We start from the raw sequence: 14,140 nt of genomic DNA on the forward strand, positions 1-14,140 counted from the left end.
AGCGGGGGTTCTTCAGTGCCGGGCAGGACATGTTGCACCGTAGCCCACACCGCCCTGTCGTCGGCAGCTGAGTGCGTCTGCTGGCATGATCCCAACATGAAAGAACGCGTCGAGGCCCATGACCTTCCCATCGGAGAGCCCCTTCGGTGGGAGCCGAACGCTCCTGACGCGTTCCTGGTGACTGATGACATGTGGCGGGCGGCGTTGGCGCAGCGTGCCCATCCTGACGATCCCGACCAGCGCTGCGTTGTCTTGCGTTGGGATGTCGCCAGTTGCACACTCATGAGTCCCCCCAACGACGAAGCCCGGTTCCACCATCGGCTCTACGAGGCCGGTCTGAAGGACGTCGACTGGCTGGGCGTCGTCCGCAACAGCAGCCTGGTCCTGTCGCTTCGCCCCATGGTGAGTAGCCACTTCGTCTTCGTCCCTCTGCACTACATCGTCGTGTCAAAGGAGTGCGTGGTTGAGGTCCTTGCTCAAGACGTCGACGTATTCCGTATCGCAGGTAGCACGCGTGAGGCAGCTCCCGCGAGCCTCGGCCCGTAGGCCCTCCGCTGCCAGTACGGTCGACACGGCTCAGCGGCGGGCAGCCGACAAGAGCAGTTCTGCAACGAGATCCAGATCGTCGTCGGTGACGCCCTGGCCGCCAGTGGCGTGAATCCAGCGGAGCGTTTGGGTCCGTTGCCGCACGAACCAGAGGTCGACATGGAGGGCGATGTCCTGAGCCATGGCTGCGTCGACCTGACCGATCTGACGCAAGGCGGCTGGGCGTGTTGCCTCATCGAACGCAAGTCGCAAGACGTCCTGCAGATCGGTTCCCTGCTTGTGTACCGAACGATTCATCACAGCCTGAAGTTTCGTCGCTACCAGAGGTCCGGGCTCAGCCACCGGAGTTGTCACTTCGAGTCGACCACCCCCGTGCATGCCGGCGACCTCGATCGTCATCTCCGTGGCACTGTCGTTGGCCCACGCGTGCGACGACGCATGTAGCCGGTCGCCGGGATCATCACTGGGCCGATCGAGCTCAGCTTGGCGGACTTCGAGCACATCGATCCTCACCGACCCGTACGGCGTAGGCAGGAGGACCGCGGCCGGTTCGACCGGTTCTGCCCCGTCTGCGGCGCGCAGAACTTCCAGCTGCGGCTCGCTGCCGAGCAGGCGATCGACCACGTCCAGGTCGACGGTGGCTCGGTAGGGAGATGAGAGTCGCGCAAGTACAGCCAGGCCGCCGACGATCACCGGCGGGTGACCGGTCAAGGCTCGAACTTCGACGATTCCTTGGACGACCGATGCCATCGCATCGCCGATGAACGTCGCCCGGCTACCAGACACGCGTCCACCTCTCGTCGGGCTCCCAAGCGTCAAGGATCTCCCGACCGCGGCCAACATCTTGGGCAAGATCGAGGGCGACGAACAGTGGGTGGGTCAGGAGCCAACCAGTGGTTCGTTGATCGACGTCAAAGCGGTGACGGGCAGCTGCGGGTACCGGTGCGACACGCGCCGTTGCTTGGGCGTGCGCGCTGGATGTCGCGGTTCCGAACAGTGTCGCGGCACGGCGCATGACCACTCGATCAGGTACGAAGAAGTCGAGTGCCTGTCCCCCGTGGATTGCCAAGGGTGCGCCGTAGGCGGCGGCTGCGGCAGAGTCGGTGAGAGCCCAGCCAGGCTTCGCGGGATCGTCGAGTTGGAAGCGAAGTGGACTGTTGAGCGTGGATTCGCCCGGTAGCGGAGCACTGGCCAGCAGCGTGCGGCGGTTCGGCCACCGCTCAGCGACGCGCCAGAACAGTCCTGGCCCGACGACGGCATTCGTCTCGTCGATGAGCCCCTCTCGCCGCAGTGCAGCCAAGACCTCCGACACCGTGCTGGGTGACCTGCCGAGTTGGCGCGCCAGCTCGCGCACTGCGAACCCACGCTTCTGCTCCATCAGCAGGGCCGTTGCAACTTCCAGTCCGGCCTTGCCGCCCAACGCCTCCGACCGCGGTGAGCGTTGAGTGACGGGCTCAACGGGTGCATCGATGATGAGCCGATCAGTCCGGAGCCCCACGCGTCCCCTGAGATCAAGGTATCCACCGTGGTGTCTCGTCAACAACCGCCGTGCAGACTCCGTGACCCGGTCCCCGACGAGCAACAGTGCCGCACCACCGGAGGCCCCCGCCAACAACCGCGAAGCCACGTCATCCGTGATCAACGTGCGCCCCTTCACCTCAATTCCCACGGCGACACCGTCCGGGTCCAGGACGAGGTCAGGTTGGATTCCGGCAGCGTCGACGCGCGGGCGTGCGTCCACGCCCAGCTGCGCGAAGGCATCGACCACCAAGGTCTCGACATCCATGGGTCAAGTGTCGGCCACGTTCACTGTTCGGTCAATACCGAACACCGAACAGCCTTCAGATCGAGACGAGCCCTGTGCGTGTGCACCCTGCCCGCCCGATCCACCTCCAGCGGGTCAGGTACGGGTGTCGACCCCGACCGTCAGCACGGCGTGGAAGCCACCATCGACCGTTCCGGTCACCTCCGCGAGTTGGAGGCCGCCGCCGTCATCACCGAAGACGTTGTCGCTCTCCAGGGTCAACTCCGACAGGTGCTGCACCGACTGTTCGTAGCCTGCGGTCGCGTAGACGGCGTCGGACACGTCCTCGGGCAGGGCGACCTGCGAGGTGGCGATCGCATTCGTGCTGTCAACGATCGCATCGCTGTCGGGGTAGACCTCGAAGTGGATGTGGGGCCACCGGCCCGGGTAGCACGCCGGGTAGATCGTGGTGAAGCTCACCCCTCCGTTCGCGTCGGCGACCTGCACGCCGCGCAGGTAGTTCTCGTTCTCGACCCCGTCACTGTAGAGGGAGTACCGCCCCTCCCGGTCGCACTGCCAGACGTAGACCGCAACGTCGGCGAAACCGCCGCCCCCGCCGGCAAGGTCGGTGACCGTCAGCTCGAGGGTCAGCGGGATGCCTTCGGCCACGGTTGTGCTGCCACCGAAGCTGGATCGGACGTCGCTGCGGACGATGCCGCTCTCCTCCAGCGCGTCGGGACCGTTCGACCCGTTGCCCGGGAAGGGGCCGGCCGTCTCCTCGGGGATCTCCCCGTCCGCACTCGTCCCGCCCCCTGTGGCCCCGCCCGCCGAACCGTTCCCGGTGGAGCCGCTCGACGGGCCTTCCGCAGGCGTACAGGCCGCAGCCAGGCCGAGTGCGGCCGCCCCCATGCCGACCCGCACAACCGCAGCATGCGGCGCCGCCGCAACTGCAAGGTGCCCAGGTCGTACCCGAGCCCTTGGTCCTCGATGTCCTGATCGGGCCGCGGCAACGGGCGTCCGTCGTAGGTGTCCACCATCGGATGCCTCCTCTCCTCCTGTGCCCACAAGACTCCCCGGGCGCCCAAGGGCTGAGCGTCGGCTCAGCCCCGATCGACCGGGGCCTGGACCTGCTCGGCCAGACCGCGCAAGGTCTGGCCCACGCCGATCAACGTCGCCGAGGCCGGGCCGGTCCAGTCGCCGTACCCGACGAAGTGGAACCGCGGATCGACCGTCGAGCGGGTGCCCTCGACGCTCGCCGTCCCGTCCGTCTCGACCAGTCCGGTGCCGCGGAGATGGCGCAGCGCCGGCCGGAATCCGGTGGCCCAGATGACGCTGTCGACGTGGAACCGGGTGCCTTGGTCCCAGACGACCTCGGAGCCCTCGAAGACGTCGAAGGGCCGGTGTGCCACCAGTGCCCCACGGTCCCGGGCGGCCAGCACCTCCGGCACCATCACCACGTCTCCCAGCGCCGCCACGCCCTGTGGGTGTTGTTCCTCGGCCACTGCGGAACGACGTCGGGCCGAGGCCAGCTGGAACAGTTCCCGACCGTCCACGTCGTCGGGCAGGAACCGCGGCCGACGCCGGGTCACCCACCGGGTCTCGGCGACCTGGGACACCTCCGCCAGGATCTGCGCCCCCGAGTTGCCGCCGCCCACCACCAGCACATGTTGCCCGGCGAACGCCTCGGCGCCTTCGTACCCGACGGTGTGGAGCTGGGTACCGGGGAACGTGCGCAGTCCACGCCACCACGGCACGAACGGCCGCGACCACGTACCGGTGGCGTTGATGACGTGGTCGGCCTCCCAGTCGCCGTGGTCGGTCTGCACGACCACCCGGTCACTGCTGCGGTCGACCTGGACGACCCGCACCGGCCGACGCACCGCCAACTCGTAGCGCTCCTCGTACCCGCTGAGGTAGTCCGCCACATGCTTCGCATCGGGGTTCTGGTCGTCATCGGCGTGCCAGGCCGGCATCCGGGAGCCGGGCAGGCTGGAGTACTCGGCGGGCGAAAACGTGCGCAGCGTCGGCCACATCCGGGCCCAGGCCCCACCCGGTCGGGTGGCGGCGTCGAGGATGACGAAGTCTCGCTCCGGGACGAGACCGGAGCGACGCAAGTACCAGCCGGTCGCGAGACCCGACTGTCCTCCACCGATGACCAGAGTCCCGACTGACTGCACTACCGGAACGCTACCAGCGGCGAGGTCGCGACGAGACACCGGCGTCGACCCTCATTCGGCCCGCAACACCTTGCTCCGCCACAGCCGGCCTAGCTTGCGCGTACCCCGGTCCGCGGCCGAGCCGAGCGGGTTGTCGCTGATCATGTACGTCCACGTCGACGACGGCCGGCGGGTCGCCAGATCCTCAAGCCCAGCAGCGATCTCGTCCGCCCCGAGGGCCGCCAGGAACTCCACGGCAGCGTCCTGCGCACCGCCGAAGAAGCCCTCGAAGCGACGCAACGCCTCGAGGTGGAACTCCTGCTCCGGGTTCTGCCCGGCCAACGCCCGCAGGTGGATCCCGTCGCGGAGCTCCTGCAGCCCCGCCAGGTGGTCGGTCCACGCCTCGTCGAGGAAGTGCAGTGTCGCCTGCCGGACGATGGTCCGTACGGCCTCCTCGGCGTCCTCCTCGTGCTCGGCCCGCCAGTCCGCCACCCGCTCCAACACCGGCTCGAGCGCTTCGTCGGAGTCGATGATCCGCTCCCGACGCTCCAACACCGCGGTCCGCTGCTGGGTGATCGCCCGGTGGTACGCCCAGGTCGCCCGGTGCCGGTCCCCCCGCAGCCCTTCCGAGATCGCCTGCACCGAGTCGAGGATCGCCAACGCCTGCCCGGGGGTCAGGTGCTGCCCGTCCTGTTCGATCCGGACCAGCTGGTGTTCGGCGGCGTTGGCGCGCACCAACTCGCTGTCGAGCGCGTCGAAGGCCATGCTGGTGCCCGGATCACCCTGCCGCCCGGCCCGACCGCGCAACTGCGCGTCCAACCGCGACGACGGATAACGGCCGGTCGACATCACCGCCAGACCACCCAACCCGACGACCTCCTTGTGGGCGGCATCGCCCGGCTTGGCGTCGGCACCACCGAGCTTGATGTCGGTGCCACGACCCGACATCTGCGTCGAGATGGTGATCGCCCCGTACTCCCCGGCAGCCGCGATCACCGCGGCCTCACCGGCGTCGTTGCGGGCATTGAGCACCTGGACCGGCAGCCCTTCGGCCTCCAACGCCTCCCCCAGGTCCTCGGACTCGGCGACGCTCTGGGTGCCGATCAGCACCGGCTGGCCGTCCTCGTGCCGCGCCATCACCTCCTCGATCACCGCGTCGATCTTGGCCTCGGTGGTCAGGAACACCTGCGGCGGCTCGTCGACCCGCCGATTGGGCCGATGGCGCTCGACCCGGCCCGAGGTGATCTCGTAGAACTCCAACAGTTCCTCGGCCACCGGGAGGATCGTGCCGCTCATCCCGGCGAGGGTGTCGTAGCTGACCAGCAGGTCCTGGATCGTGATGCTGTCGAGCATCCGGCCGGGCGCCGACGACGCGACACCCTCCTTGGCCTCGATCGCGGCGTGCAGCCCGTCGGGCCAGCGCTGCTTCTCGGCCACCCGGCCGCGGGCGGTGTTGATCAACTTCACCGTGTCGTCCACCACCAGGTAGTCGACGTCGCGGTGCACCAGCACGCGGGCGTGCAGCGCCAAGTTGATCTTGGTCAGCGTCGGCAGGTTCGCCTCGGCGTACAGGTTGTCCACACCGAGTTCGTGCTCGACCAGGTCGAGCCCGGCGTCGGTGAGCGCCACGTTCAGCCGTTCCGGGTCGACGTCGAAGTGGTCATGCTCGACCAGGTCGGCGACCAGGGAGGTCGCCTCGACGAACTCCTGGCCGCTGTCGTCGGAGGTGCCGGCCAGCACCAGCGGGGTCATCGCCTCGTCGATCATCACCGCGTCCGCTTCGTCGACCACCACCGCGTCGAAGACCGGCAGCACCCGGTCGTCGTCGGAGGTGGCGAAGCGGTCCCGCAGCACGTCGAAGCCGATCTCGCTGACGGGTGCGTGCACCACGGCACAGCGGTACGTCTCACGCCGCTTGTCGTGCGGGGTCTCCTGGCCGATCCAGCCGTGGCCGATGTCGAGCAGCTCGAAGAACGGCCCCATCCACTCGGAGTCGCGCTGGGCGAGGTAGTCGTTCACCGACAGCACGTGCACCGTCCGGCCGGCCACCACGTGACCGGCCGCCGCCATCGCCGCCACCAGCGTCTTGCCCTCGCCGGTGTCGAGCTCGACCGCGATGCCCGACAACAGGGCGCACACGGCCAACAGCTGTTCCTCGTACGGTCGCAGCTCAATGGCGCGGTCCATTGCCTCCCGGGCGATCGCGAGGAACTCCGCCGCCGCGTCGTCGGCGGCGAACCCCTTGCCGGTGCCGGTCACCGTGGTGCGGATCCGCTCGGCGAGCGCGGCGTCGTCGAGTTCGCCGATCTCGGCGCCGAGGTGGTCGGCCCGCTTGACCGTCCTGGCGAACCGCTTCAGCGAGACGGTGCCCGGCCGCCCCGTCGCACGGGAGAGCCACCGTGGCAGCGCCACCTCAGGCCGCCCCGGACGCGACCGGGTCGGTGCCGGCGGCGTAGGCGGCCTGACCGACGTGCTGGGCCGCGTCGTCGATGATGCTGACCAACCGGACCATTCGGGTCACCGGCGGATCCCAGGCCCGGTCGACCACGTCGTCCAGCGCCGGTTCGGGCAGCTCGTTGACGTAGGCGATGACCGCATCGGTGGTGGCGCGCAGGTAGTCGCCCAGCAGGGCCGCGTCATCCACCACGACCGCCCGGGCCTGCTCGTCGCTGTGGCCGTACCCGACGTCCTCGGCCGGCGCCGTGTCCCCGAAGCGGTCGGCGAAGCCCCGACTCGTCCACAACTGCGGCTCCCCCGACAGATCCGCCAGCTGGGCGTCCTGCTGCCGGGCGGCGTGCCACAGCAGCCAGGCGATCGAGTTGGGATGGTTCGCCGGATGGGCGTTGAGCCGTTCCGGCGGCAACTCGGCCAGCAACTCCTCGGCCGCCGTCGCGGGACGACCCGCCGCCTCGATCAACACATCGTGTGCACGCATGTCGCCACGGTATCCGGACGGTCCGGTCGACCGGCAGCCACGGTCCCTGCCGATGTGAGCGACGTGACCCTCGGATGAACGGGCCGAGCAGCACTCTCCACACACGCTACGTATCACTATTTGGACTCAACGTTCATGATTCGAGATTGTTGCTTGCCCTCGGCGGTTCCAGCGGGAGAGAGTTGGGCAGACGTAATCCATCTGTGTGCTGCGAAAGGGTTCACCAATGAGTGCGCCGGTCCTGCTGCTCCTGGCCCAAGCCGGGACGGCCGACAGCCCGCTCGGCTCCGCCGAGGCCGTCCGCGACGCCGTCCAGGCCGAGCGACCGAGCCTCGACGTCCGTCTCGCCTACGTCGACCGCTCGATGCCCTCGGTCACCCAGACCGTCAAGCGGATCGTACGCGGGAACCATCGCGAGGTCATCGTGACCGCCCTCGACCTGGCCGACATCCCGGAGGATCCGCACGGTGCGACCGCCGTCGCCGCACTGATCAAGTCGCAGTTCCCTGAGGTGTCGGTGGTGGCCGCCCGCACCTTCGCCCCCGAGCCGTCACTGCTGCGGACGGTGGACCAGCGACTCCGCGACGCCCTGGCCCTGTCCCGTACCGTCGAGTTGGACGCACTGGTGCTGTCGACCGCCAGCGTCGGCGAGACCCGCTCCCAGGCCCACCTCGCCCGGCTGGCCCGGCACTGGGGCCAGCACCACAAGCTTCCCGTCGTGCTCGCCGCCGCCGACGGGTCCGGCCCGTCGATCGCCGCTGCGGTCCGGACGCTGCGGGGCCAGGGGCGGCGCCACATCGCCGCCGGCAGCTGGTTCGTCACCGCGAACGACCAGTGGCGTGCCGAGCGGGACACCGCGCTGGCCGCCGGTGTCCACGCCGTCGCCGAACCCCTCGGTGCGGTCGACGACGTGGTGCGGCTGCTGCTCGCCCGCTACGCCTTCGCCGCGATGGACCTGCTGCAGTTCGTCGACGACGCCGCCCCCGGTGAGGGCGTCATCGTCGCCGACACCTCGGGCGAGGACGTCGCCGGCGACCGACCTCGACACCTCAGCGTGGTCGGGGCCTGAAGCAACACTCCGCTTCGGCGGTGGGTCGAGCTCAGGTCTCGGCCAACCGCTCCTGCTCGGCAGCGATGTCGAAGTCGGCCTCGGGCCAGCTGAGGTCCATCGCCCGCAGGTGCTCCAGGATCAGCTGCGCCACCGCCCAGTTGCGGTACCACTTGCGGTCGGACGGGATCACGTACCACGGCGCCGGTTTGGTGTTGCAGCGCGTCAACGCGTCGTTGTACGCGGCCCGGTACTCGTCCCACTGCAGCCGCTTGTCGACGTCGCCGGGGTTGTACTTCCAGTACTTCTCCGGATTGTCGAGGCGCTCGCCCAGCCGCACCTTCTGTTCGGCGTTCGAGACGTGCAGGAAGCACTTGATCACCACGGTGCCGGAGTCGACCACCTCCCGCTCGAACGCGTTGATCTGCGTGTAGCGCTTGCGCCACTCGTCCTCCGGCACCAGCTCCTGCACCCGGGCGATCAGCACGTCCTCGTACTGCGACCGGTCGAAGATGCCGATCATGCCCGGCGACGGCAGCGCCCGTCGGATCCGCCACAGGAAGTCGTGGGAGAGCTCCTCCTTGGTGGGCTGCTTGAACGCCTTCAGCTCCACCCCCTGCGGGTCGACCAGGCCGATCGCCTTGCGGATCACACCACCCTTGCCGGCGGTGTCGGACCCCTGCAGGATCACCAGCAGCCGTGGCGCCTCGGCACCGTACGACCTGCCGTTGGCGTACAGCCGCTCCTGCAGGTCCGACAGCTCCGGGGCGAGTGCCGCCAGGTGCTCGTCGGCGTCCTTCTTCCCCTTGCCGGGGTACCCCGGGTGACCGTTGGGGTCCCAGCTGTCGAGGTCGACCCGCCCCTTCGGCAGGCGGAGCAGTTCGCTCAACTCCGGCGTCGGCTCGTGGTCATCCTTCTCGGACTTCGACTTCTTTCCCATCGGCCCAGTGTGCCCGATCCGGCCCCGACTTTGCGATGATCAGGGTTATGACACGCGCCGCTGACCTCGGCCCGGAGGCGGCCGACCCCGCCGAACTGGCCCGCCGGTACGCCTGGCCCGACACCGGTGACTGCTGGGTGCGGACCAACTTCGTCGGCACCATCGACGGTGTGGTGCAGGGCTCCGACGGTCGGTCCGGCACGATCAACACCGAGGCCGACCACCAGGTGTTCGACCACCTGCGGGCCACTGCCGACGTCGTCGTGGTCGGTGCCCAGACCGTCCGTGCGGAGGGTTACCGCGCGATCGACCTCTCCACCGACCAACAGGCCGTACGCGAGGCGCGCGGCCAGTCCGGTGTGCCGCCGTTGCTCGTGGTGTCGCAGAGCCTGGCCCTCCCCCACGACCTGACCGACGGGACCGGTGAGGTCGAGGTGATCACCGACGCCCGCGCCGACCCCGGGGCGGTCGCGGACCTGGCGTCGCGGGGTGTCCGGGTCACCCGCGGCAACGATGATCAACTCACCGGCGCCGAGATCGTCGACCACTGCCGCAGTCGCGGCTGGCACCGGGTGCTGTGCGAGGGAGGCCCCCACCTGCACAGCCTGCTGTTGGCCGCCGGTGCCGTCGACGAGATCTGCCTGACCGTCAGCCCACTCGTCACCGGCGACCCGACCGCCTCCCGCCTCACCGCGGGGGACGTCGACGCCAGCCAGTGGGTCGTCCGACAGGTCAGCTGCCTGGCCGACACCGTCTTCCTGAGTTGGACCCGAGCATGATCAACTCCCCAGCCACTCCTCCGCTCGGACGCTGATGATCACTCCCCCGGTGCTGCCGATGCTGGCCCAGTCGGTCGACGCGATCCCGGCAGGGATGGCGTACGAACCGAAGTGGGACGGCTGGCGCTGCATCGTGTTCACCGGCGACCGGCCACGGCTGTTCAGCCGACGCGGCACCGAGTTGACCGGCGACTTCCCCGAACTGGTCAACGCCGTCCGGGACCAGTTGCCGCCCGACAGCGTGCTGGACGGCGAGATCGTGATCATCAGCAACGACCGGCTCGACTACACCGCACTGGCCAGCCGGCACGGCGCCGGCGCCAAGGCCGACCGACTGTCCCGGGAGCTCCCGGCACACTTCATCGCCTTCGACGTGCTGCAGGTCGGCGGACGCGACATCCGTGATCAACAGCAACGGGTCCGGCGACGCCTGCTCGAGGAACTGGCCGGCGACCTGGCCCATCCGCTGTTGATCAGTCCGCTCACCACCGACGTCGCCACCGCGAAACGGTGGTTCGTCGACTTCGAGGACTTCGGCCTGGACGGGGTGATGGCCAAGCCACCGCACGGGACGTACCAGTCGGGCAAGCGGACCCTGTTCAAGATCAAGCATCGCCGGACCGCCGACGTCGTGGTCGGCGGCTTCCGGCTCGACCGGAACGCGACCCCGAAGCACCCCACCCTGGGGTCACTCCAACTGGGGTTGTACCGCGACGGGCTGCTGCACCACCTGGGCGTGTGTGCCGGCTTCCCGCAGGCCACCCGCGTCGAGCTGGGTCGGATGCTGCTCGACCTGGAGGTCCCGCCGGGATCGACCGCCCTCAAGGAACATCCGTGGCATCCCGGAGGCTCCGGTGGCAACCGGATCCCCGACGGGGTGTCACGTTGGTCGACGCCGAACGACCGCATCCACCTGATCGACCCCCTGCTGGTGTGCGAGGTCACCTATGACGCCGTGCACCCCGAGGGTGACCTGCTGCGCTTCCGCAGCAACACCGCATTCCTGCGGTGGCGCACCGACAAGGTCGCCGAGGACTGCACCGTCGACCAGCTGGACCAGCCGTCGACGGCCAGCATCACCAGCTGGTTGGACGATCACCAGCTGGGTTGACGCCCCGACCGGGGTCAGTCGCGAGCCGAGCGGCGCCGGCGACGCTCCTGAACGTCGTCGATCACCAGCGTCGTCCCGATGCCGACCATCCAGACGTCCTTGGCCAGCGCGACGCCGTCGGCGGTGGGCCGGATACCGTCGGGCTCGGTCATCCCTGGCGCCTTGAGGTACATCCGCAGCAACGATCCGGAGAACCCGGTCAGCGCGGCCCCGGCGAGCCAGGACGGGATGAACGGGACCAGCAGTGTCACGCCCAGCCCGATCTCGGCGGCCGAGAGCAGCTTGCCGAAGGTCTTGGCGTCGAGGTCGGAGACGAACGGGACGGCCATCGCGGCCATCCCCTGCAGGCCCTCGGCCGCCTCCTCGGTGAGGTTGCGCTTCGAGAGGCCGGAGTTGAGCAGGAACGCCCCGGTGACGATCCGTACGGGAAGGTGGCTCAGCTTGATCATGACTCACTCCAGAACTGGTCGGCGGTGGGCACCCCCAGTCTGTACCCATCCCGCCAGGACGCAACCCACCGGGGTGCCGTGCGACCTCACTCCTCGATCCGGTTGCCCGCGTCGTCCCAGTGCTCGGCCACCTTCTTGCTCGGCTGCACCCGCGGCGGCTCGCCCGGCATCTTGGGATGGTCGGGCGGGAAGTTCAGCTCACCGCCGGGGTGCTTCTCCCACAGCTCCAGCAGCGGCTCCAGCGAGTGGGCGACCTGGTCGATCTCGGCCCACGGGTCACCGTCGGTCAGGAAGTCAGGGACCGTGACCAGGTTGAACTCGCGGGGGTCGGTCAGCTCGGCCAACTGGTCCCACCCCAGCGGGGTGCTGACCGGGGCCCCGGGCCTGGGCCGCAGACTCCACGCCCCGGCCACCGTCCGGTCACGCAGGTTCTGGTTGAAGTCGAGGAACACCTGGGAGTCGTGCCGTTCCTCACGCCACCAGTTGGTCGTGACGCTGTCGTCGCGCTGCGCCAACTCCCGTCCCACCCCGATCGCGGCGTGACGGACCTGTTCGAAGGTCCACTCCGGCCGGATCCGTACGTACACGTGGATTCCGCGGTTCCCCGATGTCTTCGGGAACGCCCGGACGCCGAGCTCGGTGAACAGGTCGTTGGCCAGTGCGGCGGCCCGCTTCACGTCGGTGAAGGTGGCCGCCGGTTGCGGGTCGAGGTCGATCCGGAACTCGTCTGGGTGCTCGACGTCGGCCGACCGCACCGCCCACGGGTGGAAGGTGAGGGTGCCCATGTGGGCAGCCCACACCGCAGCCGCCGGTTCGGTCAGGGTGAGCTCGTCGATGGGGCGCCCGTTCGGGGTGGTGACCCGGGTCGTGGCGACCCAGTCCGGCGCGCCCTTGGGGGGCCGCTTGGAGTAGAAGCCGTCACCCTGCTGCTGTCCGCCCGGGCCCACCGACAAGGTCATTCCCTCACGCCAGCCGCCGGGCCAGCGTTCCAGCGCGACCGGCCGGTCACCGTTGGCGTTCATGAACGCGTCGGCCACGTCGGCGAAGTGTTGGCACACCTGCAGCTTGGTGATCGCCGGGGTCCGGTCCGTCGCCTCGTACACGACGCGGTCCGGGCTGGAGACGCGCACCTCACGCTCACCGACTGCGATCGTTGCGGCTGGGGTCTTCGCCATGCGGTCAATCTAGCGAGCCGTGCGCCGGCGCGTACGCTGGAAGGGTCAGCCAGAAGGAGATGTTCCCATGACCAGTTCGACCCAGCGGCCCGCGGCAACCGTCGGCAAGATCACCCGCACCGACGCGGAGTGGCGGGAGCGGTTGGATCCGCTCTCGTACCGCGTCCTTCGGCAGGACGCCACCGAACGACCCTTCACCGGCGAGTACACCGACACGACCACCGAGGGTGTCTACCGCTGCAAGGGATGCGACACGGTGCTGTTCCGCAGTGACCAGAAGTTCGAGTCACACTGCGGCTGGCCGTCGTTCTTCGCTCCCGACGACGCGTCCAACGTCGTGCTGCTCGACGACCGCAGCATGGGCCACCTGCGCACCGAGGTGCGCTGCCGGGTGTGCGACTCGCACCTGGGCCACGTGTTCCACGGGGAGGGCTACCAGACCCCGACCGACGACCGGTACTGCATCAACTCGGTCTGCCTGACCCTCGAGCCCAAGGCCTGACCGGGCGCGGCCCATCGTTCACCAGCTGGTGACGATCTCGGCCAGTTCACGGCGTCGTCCGGTGTAGAAGGGCACCTCCTCACGGGTGTGGCGCCGCGCGGCGGCACCCCGCAGGTGACGCATCAGGTCGACGATGCGGTGCAGTTCGTCGGCCTCGAACGCCAGCATCCACTCGTAGTCACCGAGCGCGAACGACGACACGGTGTTGGCCCGCACGTCGGCGTACTCGCGGGCCATCTGGCCGTGCTCGCGGAGCATGTCGCGCCGTTTCTCGTCGGGCAGCAGGTACCACTCGTACGACCGGACGAACGGGTAGACGCAGACGAAGTCGCGCGCCTCCTCGCCCGACATGAACGCCGGTACGTGCCCCTTGTTGAACTCGGCCGGCCGGTGCAGCGCGACCTGCGACCACACCGGCACCAGGGTGCGGCCGAGCTCGCTGCCGCGCAGGGCGAGGTAGGCGTCCTGCACGGTGCCGACCTCCGGTCCGTGCCACCACACCATCAGGTCGGCGTCGGCCCGCAACCCGGCCACGTCGTACCAGCCGCGGATCGTCAGGTCGGCAGCGGCACCCTCGGCGGTGACGGCGTCGACCAGGCCCGCCGCCAGCTCGGCCGGATCACCCTCGGCGACCGGCTCGGCCCCCTGGGGTCGCCGGAACACCGACCACATGGTGTAGCGGATGGTGTCGTTGATGTCCTTGGCCCGCATGGGCTGCTCCTTCTGCTCGGGGTTCGTTCGTTCGTTCGGGTCGT

15 protein-coding genes are annotated in these 14,140 nt (G+C 69.1%); 5 read left to right on the forward strand and 10 right to left on the reverse strand.

Annotated features, from left to right (window positions below; genetic code table 11):
* Positions 1–96 precede the first annotated feature (96 nt).
* Entirely contained in the window at positions 97–546 is a 450-nt protein-coding gene (locus ACQBAU_RS10085; protein ID WP_465256662.1) for a hypothetical protein, read from the forward strand.
* A 30-nt stretch (positions 547–576) separates the two neighbouring features.
* Here ACQBAU_RS10085 and ACQBAU_RS10090 read toward each other — a convergent pair whose 3' ends face one another.
* From ACQBAU_RS10090 to ACQBAU_RS10115, 6 genes are all read right to left on the reverse strand, one after another.
* Positions 577–1,332, reverse strand: a complete 756-nt coding sequence (locus tag ACQBAU_RS10090) for a prevent-host-death protein (protein WP_434549010.1) — start codon at positions 1,330–1,332, stop codon at positions 577–579.
* The gene (locus ACQBAU_RS10095; RefSeq protein ID WP_434549011.1) at positions 1,322–2,332 is read right to left on the reverse strand and encodes a helix-turn-helix domain-containing protein; all 1,011 of its coding nucleotides are present in this window, start codon (positions 2,330–2,332) and stop codon (positions 1,322–1,324) included. Before ACQBAU_RS10095 ends, ACQBAU_RS10090 begins: the two co-directional genes overlap by 11 nt.
* Before the next feature lie 114 nt (positions 2,333–2,446).
* Positions 2,447–3,211 carry an intradiol ring-cleavage dioxygenase gene (locus ACQBAU_RS10100; protein WP_434549012.1) on the reverse strand — a complete coding sequence of 255 codons (765 nt, stop codon included), beginning with the start codon at positions 3,209–3,211 and terminating at the stop codon, positions 2,447–2,449.
* 179 nt (positions 3,212–3,390) lie between these two features.
* Positions 3,391–4,467 (reverse strand): ArsO family NAD(P)H-dependent flavin-containing monooxygenase, encoded by a 1,077-nt coding sequence (locus ACQBAU_RS10105; RefSeq protein WP_434549013.1) that lies wholly within the window; start codon positions 4,465–4,467, stop codon positions 3,391–3,393.
* Positions 4,468–4,518: 51 nt separating this feature from the next.
* A complete protein-coding gene (gene secA2, locus ACQBAU_RS10110; protein ID WP_465256663.1) occupies positions 4,519–6,858 on the reverse strand; it encodes an accessory Sec system translocase SecA2 in 2,340 nt (779 codons plus the stop codon).
* 1 nt (position 6,859) lies between these two features.
* Positions 6,860–7,381: a mycothiol transferase gene (locus ACQBAU_RS10115; protein WP_434549015.1), complete on the reverse strand. Its 522-nt coding sequence runs from the start codon at positions 7,379–7,381 to the stop codon at positions 6,860–6,862.
* Between the two features lie 226 nt (positions 7,382–7,607).
* Here ACQBAU_RS10115 and ACQBAU_RS10120 point away from each other — a divergent pair, with 226 nt between their 5' ends.
* Positions 7,608–8,450, forward strand: a complete 843-nt coding sequence (locus tag ACQBAU_RS10120; protein WP_434549016.1) for a sirohydrochlorin chelatase — start codon at positions 7,608–7,610, stop codon at positions 8,448–8,450.
* Positions 8,451–8,481: 31 nt separating this feature from the next.
* On the opposite strand, the gene ACQBAU_RS10125 is transcribed toward ACQBAU_RS10120, so the two are convergent.
* Positions 8,482–9,369, reverse strand: a complete 888-nt coding sequence (locus ACQBAU_RS10125) for a PPK2 family polyphosphate kinase (protein ID WP_434549017.1) — start codon at positions 9,367–9,369, stop codon at positions 8,482–8,484.
* A gap of 47 nt (positions 9,370–9,416) precedes the next feature.
* Here ACQBAU_RS10125 and ACQBAU_RS10130 point away from each other — a divergent pair, with 47 nt between their 5' ends.
* On the forward strand, positions 9,417–10,148 hold the full coding sequence (locus tag ACQBAU_RS10130) for a dihydrofolate reductase family protein (protein ID WP_434549018.1): 732 nt from the start codon (positions 9,417–9,419) through the stop codon (positions 10,146–10,148).
* A 34-nt stretch (positions 10,149–10,182) separates the two neighbouring features.
* Positions 10,183–11,259: an ATP-dependent DNA ligase gene (locus ACQBAU_RS10135; protein WP_434549019.1), complete on the forward strand. Its 1,077-nt coding sequence runs from the start codon at positions 10,183–10,185 to the stop codon at positions 11,257–11,259.
* Between the two features lie 14 nt (positions 11,260–11,273).
* Here ACQBAU_RS10135 and ACQBAU_RS10140 read toward each other — a convergent pair whose 3' ends face one another.
* Together ACQBAU_RS10140 and ACQBAU_RS10145 are read right to left on the reverse strand one after the other, a co-directional pair.
* Positions 11,274–11,708, reverse strand: a complete 435-nt coding sequence (locus ACQBAU_RS10140) for a hypothetical protein (RefSeq protein ID WP_465256664.1) — start codon at positions 11,706–11,708, stop codon at positions 11,274–11,276.
* 86 nt (positions 11,709–11,794) lie between these two features.
* Positions 11,795–12,883: a DNA polymerase domain-containing protein gene (locus ACQBAU_RS10145; RefSeq protein WP_465256665.1), complete on the reverse strand. Its 1,089-nt coding sequence runs from the start codon at positions 12,881–12,883 to the stop codon at positions 11,795–11,797.
* Positions 12,884–12,950: 67 nt separating this feature from the next.
* Between ACQBAU_RS10145 and msrB the strand changes: the two genes are divergently transcribed.
* Positions 12,951–13,385, forward strand: coding sequence for a peptide-methionine (R)-S-oxide reductase MsrB (msrB, locus tag ACQBAU_RS10150; protein WP_434549022.1), 435 nt, complete (start codon positions 12,951–12,953; stop codon positions 13,383–13,385).
* A gap of 18 nt (positions 13,386–13,403) precedes the next feature.
* On the opposite strand, the gene hemQ is transcribed toward msrB, so the two are convergent.
* Positions 13,404–14,096 carry a hydrogen peroxide-dependent heme synthase gene (hemQ, locus tag ACQBAU_RS10155; protein ID WP_465256666.1) on the reverse strand — a complete coding sequence of 231 codons (693 nt, stop codon included), beginning with the start codon at positions 14,094–14,096 and terminating at the stop codon, positions 13,404–13,406.
* Positions 14,097–14,140 lie beyond the last annotated feature (44 nt).

It is taken from the genome of Carbonicoccus niuqiaonis (assembly GCF_050157065.1).
In the GTDB taxonomy this organism is placed as follows: domain Bacteria; phylum Actinomycetota; class Actinomycetes; order Propionibacteriales; family Propionibacteriaceae; genus Avipropionibacterium.